Origin of the sequence: Aquimarina sp. AU119 (genome assembly GCF_900312735.1) — a bacterium.
In the GTDB taxonomy this organism is placed as follows: Bacteria; Bacteroidota; Bacteroidia; order Flavobacteriales; family Flavobacteriaceae; genus Aquimarina; species Aquimarina algiphila.
The window spans coordinates 125,328-144,582 of record NZ_OMPF01000001.1 but is presented as its reverse complement, the minus strand read 5'-3'; the positions used below and the strand labels follow the sequence as shown (position 1 = coordinate 144,582).

Here is a 19,255-nt window from a genome sequence, read left to right as displayed (position 1 = left end):
CATGAAATTACTTTTAAAAAGTCAAGGTATTAAGTATAACTCTATTGAGTCTCTTTGTCTAAATGATGAAGATTTTTTGAAAGTTATCATAAGTAAATTTGATAAAATCAATTTTGTCAAATCATTTAAATACTTTGGGGTCGATGGTGAAACTAAAAAGGAAATAAAAGATTTTAATTCGATTAAAAAACAGTTGAAAAAAATAAGTTCAAAAACATATGTAATTTCGGATGGAGCTAATGAGTCAATGCTCGATTTGGAGGTGTCTTTTGAAAAAAAGAGAATGTCTTTTTATCTTATAAAAACAGTTAAAGAAGAGTCATTTACAAAGTTTGTTGCGGGTTTTATAAAATTCTTCGAGATCTTCTATGAATTGTTTGATGATAAATTAGTATTCGATATTGTTTCTTCGATTAGTGTTTTAAGTATGGAATATGTTGAGCCAAGACCTCCTAGAGTTTGGAAAAAATTTAATCCAGCTGGGCTTATTGATATTATTGTTCTACCAAAAGAAAAGGACAATATGGCGAAAACCCAAAAAATTATACAGTCTCTATGTTTTGGAGAACTACCTCCTTTGGTGAAGCGACTAAAATGTAATGATAAAATGTTTTTGATTAACTGGTTAGGTGAAGTGAATAACACTTCTGAAATTTCAGAAATTATTTCGAATAGAATTATTTGGTATTACAAAAATTCTGATTTTTCAATAAAATCAAGTTATAATGAAATGGGGGATGAAATGGTTTCAATATTTAATTCATCTTCAACAGATTATCTAACTTTTTATAGTCAGTTTAATCAAAAAGGATATAAAGGAATGATAATTAATGAATTAGATGAGTATAATTTGAAAAAGATTCAAGAGCTTAATGAATGGATGAAGCAAGGTAAATGTCCAGATGGAAATCCATTATCCGAGATCAACATAATTGTACCTTCAAGAGAACAAGCGGTAAATTTTAACTTTTTATTACAAAAATTCAATATCAATTCAATATTGTATGCTTCAGATGATGGTAAATTATGGGACCCATTTCCTAAAGGTAACTGGTTAAATTAAAATAGAATAATATACTTTAAAAGAAGAGAAGCGACTTAGCTTTTATATCAGATATGATTTTTGAAATAAAAAATGAACAACACAAAACACTTTAATCATGAAAAAAATAAGACCAAGAAAACCAAACAAGAACAAAAAGGAGGAAAGCGATCCTTTTTTTTCGAATACAGAAAATAAAACGAAAGAAAGTTCTGGGAGTGATAGTTTTTTCCAGGCCAAATTAGAAGTAGGTGATCCTAGCAGTCCTTTTGAACAGGAAGCTGATGCTATGGCTGATCATGTACTACAACAAAATAATGAGAAAGCACCTGGTGATGCTTTTGGAAAACAATCGGTACAACGGCAAGCAGAAGAAGAGGAACCTGCAGCTAAACGTATTCAAAGACAAGCAGAAGAGGAGGAACCTGCAGCTAAACGTATCCAAAGACAAGCAGAAGAGGAGGAACCTGCAGCTAAACGTATCCAAAGACAAGCAGAGGAAGAGGAACCTGCTGCAAAACGTATTCAAAGACAAGCAGAGGAAGAAGAACCTGCTGCGAAACAAATTCAACTGCAGGCAGAAGAAGAGGAGCCTGCTGCAAAACGTATTCAACGACAAACAGAGGAAGAAGAACCTGCTACAAAACAAATTCAAAGGAAAATGGATGATGAGGCAACTCAAGCCAAAGGAGAATCTAAAGAAAAAAAAGGAAAGAAAACAGAGGCTAATGCTATGGAATCTGTAGAAGCTATGATTCAGGAAACCAAAGGACAAGGTATGCCGCTTCCTGAAGAGATAAAAGCAGAACTGGAGGCCGAAATGAAAGCAGATTTCACCAATGTTCGTATTCATACTGATGAAAAAGCTATCGAGCTCTCTGCGATGTTAAACGCACAAGCATTTACCCATGGATATGATATTTATTTTAATATGGGCAAATATGATCCTTATTCCAGAAGTGGGAAACATTTATTAGTACATGAATTAACACATGTTGTTCAGCAAAAAGGATAACCGTTTATGATCACTACAGAAATCAATACTTCTTTAGAATATGCCTTAACAGGTCTTAAGACGCTATTGCTAAGTAGTTTAAAGTCTTTTGAGACCAATGAGCGCTTAGAACTAGAATCTTGGGATATCACTTCATGGTCTGCTTCTCTATTACCACATTTACCTGTTAAAAAGATTAGCGATGAAGAATTGGTGATTATTACTTTGGCGTTGGCACCTCATATCCGACCTCATTATTTTGATCGACTTATTCAAAGTGTATATCCTAATGGTGGAGGATTTCCTCATTTAGGAGGGATTAGAGGAAAAGGACATCGAGGGTTTTTACCATCGGGAGAGACAGCACTCTTTCTTTTGGCGGGTGAAAACCTTGAATATCGATTTCGGATTCAGCAGCTTTTTTCTCCAGAGCACTGGTTTGCAAAAAAACAAGTGATTCGTTTGGCGGAGCCTGAAAGAAATGAACCGGCTATGAGCGGACAACTTATTTTGGATCAGGAATTTATTGACAAAATAACATTAGGTCGTATAACCAGTCCTAGTTTTAGCACAGAATTTCCTGCTGCCAAAATTACAACAGAACAGTATTGGAATGATTTAATTTTACCTAGTTCGACTTCACTTCAAATTCAGGATATTCTTATCTGGTTAAAATATAAACATGCCTTATTCGAAGGGTTAGAAATGCGTAAAAAACTAAAACCTGGATATAGAGCATTGTTTCATGGCCCACCAGGTACAGGAAAAACTTTAACCGCTAATTTATTAGGAAAACACACGAATAGAGATGTATACCGAGTGGACCTTTCTTCTGTGGTATCTAAATATATAGGTGAAACAGAAAAAAATCTTGCAAATCTTTTTAATAAAGCAGAAAATAAGGATTGGATTCTCTTTTTTGATGAAGCAGATGCGTTATTTGGAAGACGTACACAGGTACAAAACTCTCATGATAGATATGCCAATCAAGAAGTTGCATATTTACTTCAGCGAGTAGAAACATACAAGGGATTGATCATATTGGCTTCTAATTTTAGGAGTAACATAGATGAAGCTTTCGTTCGTCGTTTTCAATCGATTATTCATTTCCCGATGCCAAGAACGCAAGAGCGGTTAAGTTTATGGCAGAATGCTTTTCCCAATAAACTTATACTGGACAAGGATATAGACCTTAAACAACTTGCCCAAAAATTTGAATTGACTGGTGCAGATATTATGAATGTAGTGCAGTATGTTTGTCTTAATGTATTGGCCAAAGAAAGTCATGTAATCTCATATAAAGATATAACAGAAGGTATAAAAAGAGAGTTTGTTAAGTCTGGTAAATTCAGTTAATAATAAAAAAATAGATTCTATACAGTTAAAGAAGAAGTAACCGCTATAGAAGAGATGAATTGTGTTGTGAAACACAAAAGTTATTATTAGTTATACCCTAAAAATTACCTGTGAAGACGATCTAAGATTTCCATTACTTCGATTTTTTTGCGAACAGATACAGGTATATTCTCTCCATTTTTAAGCATAAGATATCCTCCGTCGGTTTTTATAAACGCACTAATGCATTGTAGGTTAACCAAGTGACTTTGGTGTACTCTCAAAAACTGATAACTCTTAAGCATGTCAGCAAAGTATTTTAATGTTTTGGTTACAAATATTTTTTGCCCATCTTGAAGATAGAAGATTGTATTATTACTATCAGATTCACAGCGAATAATATCGTCCAGATTTACAATAATGATTTTATCCAGAGTATGTAATGATATTTTATCGGGTTTTTGTTCTGGAGCAGATAACGTATCTTTAAGAATATTAAGGCGTTCTTTATTGGGTTGTATTTGCTCTTTGGCTCTTGCAATAGCTTGAGCTAACTCTTCATTTGAATATGGTTTTAATACATAATCTATAGCTGCAAATTTGAATGCTCGAATGGCAAATTCATCACTGGCAGTAACAAAAATTATTTTTGATTTTAAATCAGGAAATATTTCTAAGATATCAAAACCAGTACCATCACCAAGCATGATGTCTAAAAATAGAATATCTGGTTGTGTATTGCGTAATGATTTTGCCGCTTCAACAACACTTTGTGCCGTATCGACTACTTCTATTTCAGGATGATTTGATTTTAGATCACTTTTCAAAAGTTGAAGTGCATCTGGCATGTCTTCTACAATAATGGCTGTAAGCATAATAGTTTTAATAGTCGGTTTGTAATGGTATTTTAAATGCAATCTCGGTTCCTGCTACAGAATTTCCGTTTTGCATAATTTCTCTTATATTTAAAGAATCTTTTCCAGAAATTGACTCTAATCGCTCTCTGGTTACTGTTAGAGCCATTGATTGGTGATCTGTTTTGGTTTTTGCTTTTTGCGATTGAAAAATACCTTGCCCGTTATCTAATACAGTACAATGTAAAAACTCTTCAGTAGTATGAAACTGTACTTTTAATTCTCCATCTCTGCTTCCTTTTAATATCCCATGTCTAACCGCATTTTCCACAAAAGGCTGAATTAACATAGGCGGAATTAGAATTTCTTCTGGGTCTAAATCAGAATCAACTACGATATCATATGTAAATGGTTTACTAGCCATTAGCTGTTCTATTTCGACATAATGTTTGAGCGTTTGTATTTCCTGATCTAAAGTAATATAATCTTTTCTCGAATTATATAAAGTTTCTCTTAATAAAGTAGCAAATGTGTTAATGGTATTATTCATACGATTAGGATTACTGGTTCCCATTGCTTTTATACCATTAAGTGCATTAAATATAAAATGTGGGTTCATTTGTAATCGTAATGCTTTTTGTTCTAAAGAAAGTAGGTGGTTCTTCATTTCTAAGCGATTACGCTCCTCTTTGTTTTTTTGTTTCACACGCCGAACGTATGATAATGCATAGCCTCCTATAAATAATATGATCATCGCCAAAACAGCTAATTGAAACCAGCCTTTTTCATAAATGGGGCTATCAATAAAAAATTGAAAAGCAATAGGTTCACTTTCTTCCCATCGATAATTTCTGGATTGTGCTGTAAAAGCATGTGAACCATAGGCTAATCCAGCAAGATTTTGCCTATGATCAGATGACCATGGACTCCATTCAGAATTATTTAATCTCCAACGATATTCGACGTCATTAGGATGATCCAGATCAATTGTTTTATAGCTAAAAGATAATTCTGTTTGATTTGGAGTGAGTTTTAGAATGTGGTTACTATTGGCCCAAACACTTAATCGTATAGAATCCACACTACGGTAAGCGACTTCTACTTCTTCAAAATATAAACTTGGCTTGATAGTGGCTTTAGTAGTTCCGGTAGGTTGGTATTTGGTTAACCCATAAATCGCTCCAAACCATAGGTTTCCTTGTTCATCTTTGGTAACAGCATTGAGACAGGTTTCTATACCTAAAAAACCATCATTTCGACCAAAATGAAAGATGTCTACAATATCATTTGATTGATTTAGTTCTATTCTGTCCACTCCACGTTCGCTTCCAGCCCACAGATTATCTTTATCATCAAATATAATTTGATAAATATTATCAGAATATGGCTTTTTTCTACCTTTTAATTTTTTAAATGCAATATCACCATCCAAATCAGACCACCAAATTCCTCTTCCGGCTGTTCCTATGTAAATCGTATTTTTATGAAAAAGAATTGAACTTATTGCGGTCGCTTGTTTTAAAACATTGCCTAAATGAGTAACCTTATTCTTCTTAATGTATCCTAAGTGTCCGTTTTGAGTTGCATACCAAATTTTACCGGTCGAATCTTGTTTCATATCTCTGATATGGAGATCATTTATGCCGTTCTTTCCTGAAAATTTTTTTAATGATAGGATACGTTTTTTCTCAGAATCATAGGTGAATCTAGATATTCCAGCAGAATACGATGCCACCCATATAGTATTATCAATGACTTCGATTGCTCTTATCCAATTTGATGGTAATCCTTTATCAGTATCAATAATATGATTTTTGATGACAGTTTTTACAATTGTATCTGTAGTTATAATTGGATCTTTATCTGCTTCTATATTTTGTATAGTATCTGTAAAAACACTATCAACCTGACTTATCTTTTTAAAAAGAATTCCTTTACCTTCTGTACCAGCCCAAATATTACCAGAAATATCACTGGTGATAGTTTTAATTTTTACTTCGGATAATTGTTCTTCCTGGGGAATATTATGAATTCCTAAGGAGTCGATTTGCACTAATCCTACCTCTGAATTAGATGCCCAAATACCATTTTTTGCATTATGAACGGCATATACTCGATTTCCTTTTAAGCCGGTATTTTTATCATAATGAACAAAGTTATTTTGAAAATATTTATAAAATCCACCACCAGATGTTGCTATCCAAATATTAGATTGACGATCTAAAATACTTTTTCTTGTATGGGATACAGCTAAACCATTTTTTCGGTTGATTTTCTTTTTTTCTCTGTATTTTTCAGAATCTATTATTGTAATTCCATCGTTGTCTGTAGAAAACCATAATTCACCATCATTATGCACAGAAATATTAGTTACCCGAACGGGTTTTTGAATCCAATGATTTCCATAGGTCTTTGCATTGGTATTGAGAACTAAAATCCCTTGATTAAAAGCTGCAGCAAAAACTTTATTATTATGAAAAATAGCTGCAGTAAAATCATAAGCGCTATGTCGTTCTATAATACCGGCATTTTGCTTGATATCATTTAATTTCCAGAGTCCCTTATTGGTCGCAACCCAAAATAGTCTGCCATCAAATACAATATCATTAATGATACTGGTATTGATTTTGGTATTGAGGTTTATTTTGATTAACCCTAGACTTTTACGATACTCATAAATACCAATATTAGTGGCCAAGTAGATTTTATCTTCTATTAAGCATATTTTATTGATACGAGGCCCTTCAAGATTAGTAAATCTATTTTTTGTTTTAATGCTAAGCCCGTTTTTTGTACCAATAAATAGACTATCGTTTACAAAAGCCAAGGAGTGAATGTAGTTAGATTGTAATCCGTCATTTTCATTCCAGATCTTAAATTCATCGCCATTAAATCTACAAAGACCACCTCCCTGAGTTCCTAGCCAAAGATATCCAATTTCATCCTGTATAATATCGTAGACTTGTGATTGAGATAACCCATCTTCTAATGTATATGCTCTAAGTTGATTGTTTTGTGCAGATAACGAGCTGATAAAATTAAATATCAGAAAAGAGATAAGGTAGGTAAATAAACGGTTTGTGTTCACAAAAGATTGATCTGGTTAATAGCAAATATAATCAAACTGTTTTTTTGGTCTGGGGTGTAATTAATTTAAATGTAAAAAAACCGACACCACCTGTTAAGGTGGGTCGGTATAATAAACAAAAGTTTCCCCCTTTTTGTTTATCAGATTGAGATTACCGTTAGGATTTAATTAATACCCAGTAATAGCAGTTGTCTTTGAATCTTGAACAACACCATTATTCCAGGCAAAGCTTTGTTTTAGGTTTACGTATTTAATATCTTTTACTGTTTCTTTATAAAATGTTTGTGTTTCTAGGATATTACCTTTAATACCGTATTCTTGGTTAGGAAATATATATTGAAAATCTGTATCAGAATTTTCACAGTATACATTTCTAAGTTCAGGAAGCGCTACAATTGTATTATCTTCTTTAACCATATAATAATATGCTTCTACATGTGCACAACATGCCAGGTATTCAATCTCCATCTTAATCACCTCAGAGATCCCTTCTAGTCCAGGGTTCTCTAAGGTGGTTATGAAGATATCCTCAAAAAGTTCTGTGTCCTCAATTGTAAGGGTAGATATTTTTTGTGAATCATCTTCTGAACGAACCAGATTAATAACATATGAGGGGTGTTCTTGATCCTGGTTCATAATTTCAGTAGTTACCAAAAAATTCTGGGTTTCTGCAAAACCTTGCTGAGCGTTAACAAATTGAAAACTTTGGAATAGAATAATGATTATGGCAACATTTTTCATAACAGCTTATTTTGAGGTTGGCTATTTGATGATAAAAGTAGTTCCTTAAGTTGTTTTAAAAGATACGGTTTTAGTATTCGTAACGATCTAATTAGAATTCGTTTTGTGCAGAATAATTCTCAAGTTTTAAAAAATTAAAAAAACCAACCTTTGATAATATACTCATATGATGTATTTGAATTGTTTTATAATGATACGATACTTTAAAATCAGATTTTTAGCATCTTTTTTGTTACATTATATGTACTTATAACTTGAGGTTGATTAGGCAATTTTTTGTATCTTCAATAATGCTTGGTGCTATCTTTTTAATTGAGTTTAAGATGTTGTTTCGGTTAATTTGTGGTGATTTTTTATTAGGTAATAACAATAATTGTTTTGTTTTTTGGGAAATGAAAAAATAAATAAATAGAGATTTATTGAGTTAGAGTATTAAGAGAAAAACATAAAAAATGAAAACAATACAGTATCGCTCACGTGGGCAGGATGTTCATTATTTAGAAGAGGTTTTAACAAAACTAGGATACAAAGTATTTGTATCCAACTTTTTTGGAAAAGATACCGATTTGGCAGTGAAGGACTTCCAGAGTAAGCATAATCTTGTTGTCGACGGTATTGTAGGACTCAAAACATGGTCAAAACTTATAGAAGTAAAAAAAGATTTAACTGCGTTTAATGATAAATTTTTATCAGAACAGGATGCAAAAGATTTTGCAAAACAATTTGGTTTAGAACTTGCAATGGTAAAAGCAGTTAATGAAATAGAAAGTAATGGAAAAGGGTTTTTGGTCTGCGGTAGACCAAGAATTTTATTCGAAGGTCATATATTTTGGAGGCAGCTAGACAAGAGAGGAGTAAATCCATCTCAATATGTTTCAGAAAGAACCAAGGATGTATTGTATAAAAAATGGACTAAAATTCATTATAGAGGAGGCCCTGGTGAATATGATCGCTTAGAAAAAGCAGCAGGAATATCTGATCTATCAGCTTTTCATGAAGCTGCATATAGTTCAGCTTCTTGGGGAGCTTTTCAAATTATGGGATTTCATTACGCAAGTTTAGGATATTCATCTATAGATCAATTTGTCTCAAAAATGTATGAGCATGAAAGAGAACACCTGAAAGCATTTGGTAAATTTATAGAAATTACTCCTTTTAAAGGCGAAAAACTAATAGATTGGATTAAAGAAAAGAATTGGGCAAGGTTTGCAGAAGGGTATAATGGCCCTGGTTATAAAAAGAATAAGTACGATGTAAAATTAAAGAATGCTTATCTAAAATATAGGAGTAATGAGTAGCACTTATAAAAATAAAAATAATATTAAGGTTTTTATATTTTTGCTCTTATGATCGATAATCTTGATAACGAATTTTTTGGGATTGGAATTCAAAACGGAAAAACACCAGAGAACCTTGGAGTACTTTGGCGCTCTGCACAGAATATGGGTGCGAGTTTTATTTTCACCATTGGTAACCGATATGCAAAACAAGCTAGCGATACGCACAATGCGGTAAAATCAATGCCCTATTTTCACTATGATACCTTTGATGACTTTTATCATCATTTACCCAAAGGAGCTATGCTTGTTGGAGTAGAACTTACCGATGAAGCAGAACCATTAGAGACATTTAAGCATCCAAAAAGATGCGTGTATTTACTTGGAGCAGAAGATCATGGGTTGTCTAAAAAAGCGATTGAAAAATCCAGATTTATAATCAAGTTTAGATCAGAATTAAGCTTGAATGTTGCTGTGGCAGGAAGCATAGTCATGTATGATAGAGGAATTAATAAACCAAGATTTATTAGAGCCTCAGAATGAATTTTGATAGAAGTATAATTCTTAGTATTCAAAATACAATTTTTGTTACTACCTTTAATACTTATGTTTAAAACACTAGAAGGTTTTGTTTCAGATTTTAGTTCCTGGGTTTGGGATTGGCCCTTATTAATTCTTCTTATAGGAGGCGGAGTTTTTTTTTTAATCTACTCTCGATTTACTCCTTTTTTCTATTTTAAACATGCAATTCAGGTACTAAGTGGTAAATATGATGATGAAAAAGCCCCAGGTCAATTAAATCATTTTCAGGCATTATCTTCTGCTATTGCTGCAACTGTGGGTATGGGGAATATTAGTGGAGTAGCTATAGCAATAGTTGCTGGTGGTCCGGGAGCTGTTTTTTGGATGTGGATTAGTGCTTTGATCGGTATGGCTACCAAATTTTATACCTGTTCACTAGCCGTAATGTACAGATCAGAAGATGATGATGGTAATTTGCTTAGTGGTCCTATGTATGTAATCACTAAAGGACTTGGTCAACAATGGAAACCCCTTGCAATAGTATTTGCATTAGCAGGATTAGTAGGAACATTACCGGCATTTACAGCAAATCAACTAACACAAACATTGGTGGATGTCTTAGATTGGGATGATGATGATAAATGGTATATAGGGTTTGCCTTAGCAGGGATTGCTTCCCTTGTTATTCTTGGTGGTATTAAGAGAATTGGTAATGTTGCCAGTAAGTTAGTTCCATTTATGGTGGTATTGTATTTTATAACTGTGATTACCATTCTAATCATTCAGGTAGAGAAAGTACCAGCAATGTTTACCTTAATTTTTTCTGATGCATTTTCAGGCAATGCTGTTGCAGGTGGAGTCTTAGGACATTTAGTCAAAGAGGGTGTGAAAAGAGCAGCATTTTCTAACGAAGCAGGAATAGGAACTGCGCCAATGATGCATGGTACAGCAAAAACTAATGAACCTATTAGAGAAGGTTTGGTAGCAATGATTGGTCCGGCAATAGATACATTATTGGTATGTACACTAACAGCTCTGGCCATACTTTCTACCGGAGTATGGCAAAGTACAAACGATAACGGTATCTCATTAACATTAGAAGCTTTTAATACCGTATTACCTTATGGTCTGGGTGATATTGTAGTAATTATTATGGTCTCAGTGTTTGCATTATCTACACTATTCTCTTATTCCTATTATGGAACAACATGCCTAGGGTTTTTAACCAAACCCAAATATGGGAAATACTATAATTACATATACATTCTATCTATTATAATTGCGGCCGTAGTAAAAATAGAATTTGCAATTAATCTTATCGATAGTGCTTTTGCAATCATGGCTATCCCTACTGTTATTTCTGCACTGTTATTGGCTCCAAGAGTAAATAAAAGGGCTAAAATATATTTCCAAAAACTAGAAAATAAATCAATATAAAATTTAACAAAAGAAAATACTAAGATTTTATTTACGGACTATAAATTCGCTTCTCCTGTTCTTTTGATGTTCTTCCTCAGTACAAGGTACATTATTAGTACAGTCATTTATTAATTTTCTTTCTCCATAGGCTTTTCCTCGAATACGTCGCCAGTAAATTCCACCATTTTCTATAATGTATTTCACAGTGGTTCTCATTCTTTTTACACTTAGTTTTTTATTGTACCAATAACTTGATCTACTATCTGTATGTGATCTAACCTCAATCTTTAATTCTGGATACTTATTCATTGCAGAAATAATTTTTTGTAATTCTACCTCGGCTTCTGGTTGAATTGTAGAATCATCAAGACTAAAATATATAGGTTGAAGTTGTAAAACCTTGGATAAATCATCTCCAATATTGATTCCTACGGAAGTGAGTAATATTTCTGTAGCTTTTATGGGATCAAGTGGTATTGAAATATCATGGCTCAATTCGAAAACATCGGTAGTTTTTAGCACTACGTCTTGCGAGATAAACCCATCTAATGATGCAGATACAATATATTCTGTATTACAAGGCACGTCAACGGCGTATTCACCTTGATCGTCTGATGTAGTTTGAAGAATTATATTCCCACTTATATCGGTTATGGTAATATTCACATTAGGTAAATTCTCATTCGTATAACTGTTGGTAATATTTCCTTTAATGTATTGTTTACATGAAGTAATTAATTCTTCTGTTTGTTTAAAACTATAAATGTCATCATTCCCTTTGCCCCCTTTTCGATTACTGGCAAAATAACCAATTCGTATATCTTCATTAAGTACAAAACTGAAATCATCTTTTGGACTATTCACAGGTTTTCCCACATTATAAGCAGTATTGTAAATTGATTCCTCTGGTACAGATACAAAAATATCCAACCCTCCTAAACCTACATGTCCATCACTAGAGAAGTATAGTCTTCCACTATTACTTACATACGGGAAAGTTTCTCTACCTTCGGTATTAATACCTTCTCCAAGATTCTCTGGAGTACCAAATCTTCCGTTATCGAGTACATCAACTACAAATAGATCAGATTTACCTAACGAACCGGGCATATCACTGGCAAAATACAGTTTGCTTCCATCTGCATTAAGTGAAGGGTGCGATACAGAATATTCATCACTACAAAAAGGCAACTCTTCTATATTTACCCATTTTCCATCTTGTAAAGAAGCTTTGTATAGTTTTAATAAAACGACTCCTTTTTTATTAGTTCCTATTTTATTGTTAGTATAATTGTTACGCGTAAAATAAACTGTTTTTCCATCTTTGCTAAAACTAGTTGAGGATTCATGAAATTTGGTATTAATCTTACCAGGAAGTTTTTTTATGCCTTCTAGACTAATTTGATCTTCTTTTATTGTCGAGGAGAATAAATCCAAAAAAGGCATTTCGTTCCACCCGTGCAGCTTTGAACTATTTGTTTTTTTACTTCTGGATGAAGCAAAAACTATTTGATTTTGATTATTAAAACTTGGGGCATATTCAGAATTTTCAGAATTTATACTCAGAGGGTAAATATTGTATTTTCCCGATTGCATTTCAATAAAATTCAAATAATCTCTCTTGTTGATAAAGGAACGGGCACGTTTATCGTTTCCTGTTAGTGTATTGAATTCATCCATGACCTTGTCAGCTTCGCTATAAAGCTCGATACTTTTTAAACTTTGAGCATATCTAAATAGATATTCTGCATCTAGATCTTTGGGGTATTCTTTAAATAATTTTTTATACCATATAACAGAACCTTCAAGATCACCTGTAAAATAATATGAATCGGCTAATTTACTATAAAGATTTTGTGAAGAGTATCCACGCTCTGCTACATCCAGGTAAATCGCACGTGCATCGATATACTTAAAAGCTTTGAAATTTTGATTTGCTTTAGCAAGAAGTTTATTTTGGTCTTGAGCGTTAAGATTAAAGGATAATGAAAGTATAATAATACATGATTGTATTATGACTCTTTTTTTTAAAATCTGTAAAGAAATTAATTGTTGTACTTCCAAATTGTCCCGATTTTTAATAATAAAAAAATGTTTTCACGGGGTTTTTGAAAACGTAATAGAACTAAATTTAGGAAAAAAACAATTAAAAAGTTAATTCCTTAATGATACTTACTAACGATTTTTTGTAAATAGATGTTAACAAAATAGAGATGAACTCAATTATCTTTTGATCAATTACTTTCTTGTTGAATATTCATCTACCTTTGCATTAAAATTGATTACTATGACTCATAAAGCAGGTTTTGTAAATATTATTGGTAACCCTAATGTGGGGAAGTCTACATTAATGAATGCTTTTATTGGTGAAAAATTATCCATTATTACTTCCAAAGCACAGACTACAAGGCATAGGATTTTGGGTATTGTTAACGGAGATGATTTTCAGGTAATTTTATCTGACACTCCCGGGATAATAAAACCGGCATATGAGTTGCAAGAATCAATGATGGGGTTTGTTAAATCTGCTTTTGAAGATGCCGATGTACTTATTTATATGGTCGAAATAGGTGAAAAAGAACTGAAAGACGAAGCTTTTTTTAATAAAATTAAAAATGCTAAAATTCCGGTGATCTTATTATTAAATAAAATTGATCAATCCAATCAGGAACAATTAGAAGAGCAAGTTCAATTCTGGGCAGAAAAAGTACCGAATGCAGAGTTATATCCAATATCAGCATTAGAAAATTTTAATGTTAGGGAGGTGTTTGATCGTATTGTTGAGCTATTGCCAGTATCTCCGGCATTTTATCCAAAAGATCAACTCACCGATAAACCTGAACGATTTTTTGTAAATGAAGCTATTCGAGAGAAAATCTTACTTTACTATAAAAAAGAAATTCCTTATGCTGTAGAAATTGAGACAGAAGAGTTTTTTGAAGAAGAAAGTATTATTAGAATCCGATCTGTAATTATGGTAGAACGTGATTCTCAAAAAGGAATTATAATTGGTCATAAAGGATCAGCTTTGAAAAAAGTAGGGACAGAAGCACGTAAAGAACTCGAGAAATTTTTTGGCAAAAAAATACATATAGAACTATATGTGAAAATTAATAAAAACTGGCGTAGTAACGAGCGACAATTAAAGCGTTTTGGATATAATCAATAATTCAGCGATTATATAGTATTATTGTTGTTTAAGATGTAATTAGCTGTAAGATAGTGGTTTGTGAGAATTTTGAGGTTTTTGTAAACTATTTTTATGGTAATGCCGTAGTTTGTGTGGTGAATTTTACCGTTTATCGGTTTTATCAATTTTTTCATGGATTTTAGATGGTTTATATTTAATTTCGTCTTCCAAATTTAATGTAAAAACGCCCCAAGCTATGAATACATTTTACTTCTTCACAAACAAACCTATAGTACAAATTAGTAAAGATTTATTCTGGTAATACTAGTAAATAGTTTTGATAAATCATTCTTATCAAAAACATATTTAATTGTGTTATTACCATAAAATTATACTTGGATAATGCGTTTTTTTGAATTTTATAAAAAAAAATCAATCTTAAAAACCGTCAAAATGCTCAACAGTTTTAGAAAAAAAGTAACCAAAATTACACTATTCTCTTTTGTGTTAGTTTACGTTTTTACATTCTCTTCGGGGTTTATAGAAGCAGACTATAAAAATAGTGTTGAAGAAAAGACCTCTACAGTTAATACTTGTGATAATCCACTTAATAATGCTTTAGAATATAATGCATTTGTGAGATATGAAACCCATCTTAAAAACGGAGATACGGAAGGCCCTATTGCAATGGGTGGAGATCTCACAATGAAAGGAATTATTACCGTTGCAGCTCATACAGCCGGAATTAATTATTTTAATGGAGATAGTGAAGCTTCTTCTTTGGTGGTTGCAGGAAAGATCATGTATAATTCGGGAGAAGGAATACACCTTAATAAAGGATTTGTCAAAATAGGAGATAGTAATGGATCCTCAGTTTTTGATAGAGACCTTAATAATGCATCTGTAAATACAAGATTAACCTCTGGAGGTTATGAAGCAATTCCAAGAGTACAAGTGCAAAGAAAACAATTGGCAACTTCTGTTGGTCATAGTGATTTAATAGATTTTGAAACTGCGTTTGAAGGATTTGAATCTACATCCTTAGCATTTAGTCTTCTAGACGCTACCTTAGAAGTAGATCAAAACAATAAAATTAATCTTACTTCTGGTCAAGTAAATGTGCTAAATCTTACAGGAAACAAAATTCTTAATATGCCTTACCTAACATTTGAAAATGAGCCAGATGCAAGTACTCCGCTTATTATAAATGTAGACGCATCTGGTGATTTTGAATGGAATGTTTTTAATATCAATAGCATAGGGGATCAGCATGGTAGTTTTATTATCTGGAATTTCTTTAATGCATCATCTGTAACGCTTAAAGGCGGAGGTACCTTAGTAGGTTCTTTATTTGCTCCAAAAGCAGATGTAATTAAGGATTCTTCAGGAAATATAAATGGTCAAGTAATAGCAAAAAACTATTATCATAATCAGGGAGAATTACATCAGCATGCTTTTAAAGCTTGTATAGATACGCCTTCAACAGTTTGTGAGTTGTCCGTTAACGCTGGAGATGACACAGAAATTTGTCGTGGTCAAAGAGTGACACTTACTGCTTCAATTTCTGATGCATCCATATGTGATGATTGTGAATCATATAGCATTGAGAATACAGTTCGATGTGGAAAAGGAAATCGTTACGTACTTTGGTTAAAAGATGAAATAAATAATACAATAAAGAGATTTTCTAATGTTGATCTGGAGTGGAAAGAACTAGCTAATGGAATAGCTACTCTAACAGGTACTGTAGTGGATAATGATGATCCTTTGATTACATTAGAAGTTGATGTAATCTATTCTGGAAAAACAATAACAGCACCTGCTGGGAGCCCTAAAAATCACTTTTGTAATTCAGAAAGTACCAGTGGATGGATTTATTATACCGATGTTTCTGGTTCTGTTACTCAGACCGATGGTTCTTGGTCATTTGATATTTCCCGAAGAGGTCCGGCTTTTCAATTGGGTAATGGAGCAAATATAACTGAAGAAGAAGTAGGTAAATATGGAGGGTCTGGTTGGTTTGATACTACAGATAGTAATTTTAATGTAGGAGATTTTAATATTAATATTGGAGAATGTAGTTCTACGGGTAATAGTGATGTAAGTTATTTGTGGTCTACAGGAGCCACTACACCGTCAATTGTGGTTACTGGCCCTGGAACATACACCGTTACTGTTAAGGATTGTGAAGATTGTGAAGCTTCTGATACGGTAGAAGTTCGCACAGGTAATCCACCATCTGTAACTGCTGGAGAGGATCAGCAAATTTGTGCTGGGCAGGAAGTTACGCTCACTGCAGAAGTAGATAAAAATGGAGATTGCTCTACACCAGATGGAATTGCTTATTTGTGGTCTACAGGAGAAACTACAAAAAGTATTACCGTATCTCCAGAGGAAGATACAGAATATACAGTGACTGTAAATGATTGTAGATCTTGTGGTGGTGCCACGGATAAAGTGTTAGTTTCTGTTTCTTCTGAGTTGTCAATAGATCTAGGAGAAGATTTAATAACATGTTTTGGGCTACCTGTAGTACTTACCTCTCCAATAGATGCAGATACATATCTTTGGTCAACAGGTGAGACGACAAAATCCATTACGGTGACAATATTAGAACCTTCTAGTTATACTCTTGAAGTGAGTAAAGATGGTTGCGTTGCTAAAGATGAAATAGGGATTTCTATTTTTCCATGTGAAGGAGGAGTTTTGCCAGGAAGTAAAACTGTAGAAGTGTATCCAACCGTTTTAGAACCTACAGGAAATGTATCATTAAATATGAAATCTAAAACTAATCAAGAGGTTAGAATTTCTATTCATAATCTCTCAGGAGCTGCTGTTGGACCTGTAATTGTTAGAAATATGCCTCAGGGAGATGAAACGATAGATGTAAGTCTTACTCAGTTCTCAAAACTTTCTTCAGGAATGTATATCATGAAGATCACTGGAGAAACAGGAACTACCACACAAAGATTGATTATACAGTAAATATTTTAAAATATACTATGTTTTAAAGCCTGCTATGAAATAGCGGGCTTTATGTTTTATATAGAATCCAAATAAGTCATTAATATTCTTAATTTATCCTTAGCATAACGTTAAGGATAAATTTGTTGTTAACATTTGAGGTTTTAATCACATAAAATAACATCAACAATGAAAATTTTTAACAAAACTGCTCTTTTTGCAGCGGTTGTATTAGGGGCATTTAGTTCATGTGACATAGATGATTACCAAGGAGGAGGTGGTAACGGTGGAAATAACAAATTAACGTTTAAAAAAATTGGAGGTTTCAGTAATGGAACAGGAGATGAGGGGTTTGCAGAGATTTCTGCTTTTGATGCCAATACAGGAAAACTATTTGTAGTGAATCCAAATGATGCAGAACTATCGGTTTGGGATATATCAAATCCTGGAACCCCAATTCAAGGAAGTGATATAGCATTAACAGGTATTCCAAATAGTGTTGCAGTTCATGATGGAATTGTAGCTGTAGCATTAGAAAATGCAACAAATAAACAAGCAAATGGAGTAATTACAACATATGATTCAGATTCACAAGTATTACTTAATACCTATGAAGCAGGAGCATTACCAGATATGGTCACGTTTAGTCCTAACGGTAAGTATATTGTAGCTGCAAATGAAGGAGAACCAGATGATTTGTATGTTAATGACCCAGAAGGCTCAATTACTATAATAGAGGTAGAAAATGGTCAGGTTTTTAATATTGGTTTTACGGCTTTTAATGGTCAGGTGATCGGTAACCATTTTCGTGTATTTGGACCTGGTGCTACTTTAGCACAGGATATAGAACCAGAGTATGTGGCCATTTCTAATGATTCTAAAATGGCATATGTAACGTTACAAGAAAATAACGGAATAGCAATTGTTAATTTACAAACTAAAACAATTACAGATATTATTGGATTAGGTGTGAAGAATTATAACCTAGAAGATAATCAAATAGATGCTAGTGATAAAGATGACATTGTAGGGAATTTTCAAAATTGGCCAGTTTTTGGATTTTATCATCCTGACGCAATTACATTTGCAAAAATAAAAGGAGGAAGATATTTAATAACAGCAAATGAAGGAGATGCTAGAGACTATGACGGTTTTTCTGAAGAAGAAAGAGTAAAAGATCTTACTCTAGATCCTGTGGCTTTTCCAAATGCAGAAACATTACAGTTGGATGAGAATTTAGGAAGACTGAAAACCACTACAGCAAATGGGGATATAGATGGAGATGGTGATTTTGATGAAATTTATGGATATGGAGCAAGGTCATTTACAATATGGTCCACTTCTGGATCTGTTATCTATGATAGCGGAGACCAAATAGGAAAAACTATTTTTGACTTGGATGCAGGAGCATTTAATAATAACGAAGGAGGAGCTGCAGATAAAAGATCTGATGATAAAGGAGCTGAGCCAGAAGCAGTAGAAACATTAAAGGTAGGTAATAAAACATTGTTATTTGTAGGGTTAGAAAGAACAGGAGGAGTAATGATTTATGATATTTCTAATCCATCTCATCCAGAGTTTTTAGAATGGATAAGAGATGATGTTGATATTTCTCCAGAAGGATTAACAGTTGTTAGAGCCGAAGATAGCCCTGTAGATAAGGATTTAGTCATTATTACTAATGAGGTTTCTAATACTGTAGCGATTTATGAAATAAGCCAGGAAGACGATTAAATAACATCCATAAAAACTTTGTTGTTTTACAGTAACCAACTTGACCGTATTACTTGGTATATTTGATATAAGTAATTATTTCACTGACTGACTATCAATTATGAAAAGTTCATAGGCCTAAAACATTGGCTTGTGGACTTTTTATTTTTTGGACG

General features: G+C 33.0%; 13 protein-coding genes. 9 read left to right on the top strand and 4 right to left on the bottom strand.

The window, feature by feature from the left end:
* Position 1: 1 nt before the first annotated feature.
* The 3 genes from DK442_RS00575 to DK442_RS00565 all read left to right on the top strand — a co-directional run bounded on the left by DK442_RS00575 (position 2) and on the right by DK442_RS00565 (position 3,392).
* Entirely contained in the window at positions 2-1,063 is a 1,062-nt protein-coding gene (locus DK442_RS00575) for a hypothetical protein (protein ID WP_109433899.1), read from the top strand.
* A gap of 97 nt (positions 1,064-1,160) precedes the next feature.
* On the top strand, positions 1,161-2,057 hold the full coding sequence (locus DK442_RS00570) for a DUF4157 domain-containing protein (RefSeq protein ID WP_109433898.1): 897 nt from the start codon (positions 1,161-1,163) through the stop codon (positions 2,055-2,057).
* Between the two features lie 6 nt (positions 2,058-2,063).
* Complete coding sequence (locus DK442_RS00565; RefSeq protein ID WP_109433897.1) at positions 2,064-3,392, top strand: ATP-binding protein; 1,329 nt, start codon at positions 2,064-2,066, stop codon at positions 3,390-3,392.
* Positions 3,393-3,496: 104 nt separating this feature from the next.
* On the opposite strand, the gene DK442_RS00560 is transcribed toward DK442_RS00565, so the two are convergent.
* From DK442_RS00560 to DK442_RS00550, 3 genes are all read right to left on the bottom strand, one after another.
* Entirely contained in the window at positions 3,497-4,246 is a 750-nt protein-coding gene (locus tag DK442_RS00560) for a LytTR family DNA-binding domain-containing protein (RefSeq protein WP_109433896.1), read from the bottom strand.
* Positions 4,247-4,253: 7 nt separating this feature from the next.
* Complete coding sequence (locus DK442_RS00555; protein WP_109433895.1) at positions 4,254-7,313, bottom strand: two-component regulator propeller domain-containing protein; 3,060 nt, start codon at positions 7,311-7,313, stop codon at positions 4,254-4,256.
* Positions 7,314-7,481: 168 nt separating this feature from the next.
* Complete coding sequence (locus tag DK442_RS00550; protein ID WP_109433894.1) at positions 7,482-8,054, bottom strand: hypothetical protein; 573 nt, start codon at positions 8,052-8,054, stop codon at positions 7,482-7,484.
* Positions 8,055-8,506: 452 nt separating this feature from the next.
* On the opposite strand from DK442_RS00550, the gene DK442_RS00545 reads away from it, so the two are divergent.
* The 3 genes from DK442_RS00545 (at position 8,507) to DK442_RS00535 (ending at position 11,290) form a co-directional block, all read left to right on the top strand.
* Positions 8,507-9,352 (top strand): N-acetylmuramidase family protein, encoded by an 846-nt coding sequence (locus DK442_RS00545; protein WP_109433893.1) that lies wholly within the window; start codon positions 8,507-8,509, stop codon positions 9,350-9,352.
* 48 nt (positions 9,353-9,400) lie between these two features.
* Positions 9,401-9,874, top strand: coding sequence for an RNA methyltransferase (locus tag DK442_RS00540; protein WP_109433892.1), 474 nt, complete (start codon positions 9,401-9,403; stop codon positions 9,872-9,874).
* 63 nt (positions 9,875-9,937) lie between these two features.
* On the top strand, positions 9,938-11,290 hold the full coding sequence (locus DK442_RS00535; protein WP_109433891.1) for a sodium:alanine symporter family protein: 1,353 nt from the start codon (positions 9,938-9,940) through the stop codon (positions 11,288-11,290).
* A 27-nt stretch (positions 11,291-11,317) separates the two neighbouring features.
* Here DK442_RS00535 and DK442_RS00530 read toward each other — a convergent pair whose 3' ends face one another.
* The gene (locus DK442_RS00530; protein WP_235010875.1) at positions 11,318-13,336 is read right to left on the bottom strand and encodes an OmpA family protein; all 2,019 of its coding nucleotides are present in this window, start codon (positions 13,334-13,336) and stop codon (positions 11,318-11,320) included.
* 223 nt (positions 13,337-13,559) lie between these two features.
* On the opposite strand from DK442_RS00530, the gene era reads away from it, so the two are divergent.
* The 3 genes from era to DK442_RS00515 all read left to right on the top strand — a co-directional run bounded on the left by era (position 13,560) and on the right by DK442_RS00515 (position 19,100).
* Positions 13,560-14,441 (top strand): GTPase Era, encoded by an 882-nt coding sequence (era, locus tag DK442_RS00525; protein WP_109433890.1) that lies wholly within the window; start codon positions 13,560-13,562, stop codon positions 14,439-14,441.
* Positions 14,442-14,855: 414 nt separating this feature from the next.
* Entirely contained in the window at positions 14,856-17,387 is a 2,532-nt protein-coding gene (locus tag DK442_RS00520; protein ID WP_160113995.1) for a collagen-binding domain-containing protein, read from the top strand.
* Between the two features lie 168 nt (positions 17,388-17,555).
* Complete coding sequence (locus tag DK442_RS00515) at positions 17,556-19,100, top strand: choice-of-anchor I family protein (protein ID WP_109433888.1); 1,545 nt, start codon at positions 17,556-17,558, stop codon at positions 19,098-19,100.
* The last annotated feature ends 155 nt before the right edge of the window (positions 19,101-19,255 follow it).

Coding starts and splice junctions, on each gene's coding strand:
- DK442_RS00575 (WP_109433899.1), top strand. CDS start 2: ATGAAATTACTTTTAAAAAGTCAAGGTATTAAGTATAACTCTATTGAG.
- DK442_RS00570 (WP_109433898.1), top strand. CDS start 1,161: ATGAAAAAAATAAGACCAAGAAAACCAAACAAGAACAAAAAGGAGGAA.
- DK442_RS00565 (WP_109433897.1), top strand. CDS start 2,064: ATGATCACTACAGAAATCAATACTTCTTTAGAATATGCCTTAACAGGT.
- DK442_RS00560 (WP_109433896.1), bottom strand. CDS start 4,246: ATGCTTACAGCCATTATTGTAGAAGACATGCCAGATGCACTTCAACTT.
- DK442_RS00550 (WP_109433894.1), bottom strand. CDS start 8,054: ATGAAAAATGTTGCCATAATCATTATTCTATTCCAAAGTTTTCAATTT.
- DK442_RS00545 (WP_109433893.1), top strand. CDS start 8,507: ATGAAAACAATACAGTATCGCTCACGTGGGCAGGATGTTCATTATTTA.
- DK442_RS00540 (WP_109433892.1), top strand. CDS start 9,401: ATGATCGATAATCTTGATAACGAATTTTTTGGGATTGGAATTCAAAAC.
- DK442_RS00535 (WP_109433891.1), top strand. CDS start 9,938: ATGTTTAAAACACTAGAAGGTTTTGTTTCAGATTTTAGTTCCTGGGTT.
- era (WP_109433890.1), top strand. CDS start 13,560: ATGACTCATAAAGCAGGTTTTGTAAATATTATTGGTAACCCTAATGTG.
- DK442_RS00520 (WP_160113995.1), top strand. CDS start 14,856: ATGCTCAACAGTTTTAGAAAAAAAGTAACCAAAATTACACTATTCTCT.
- DK442_RS00515 (WP_109433888.1), top strand. CDS start 17,556: ATGAAAATTTTTAACAAAACTGCTCTTTTTGCAGCGGTTGTATTAGGG.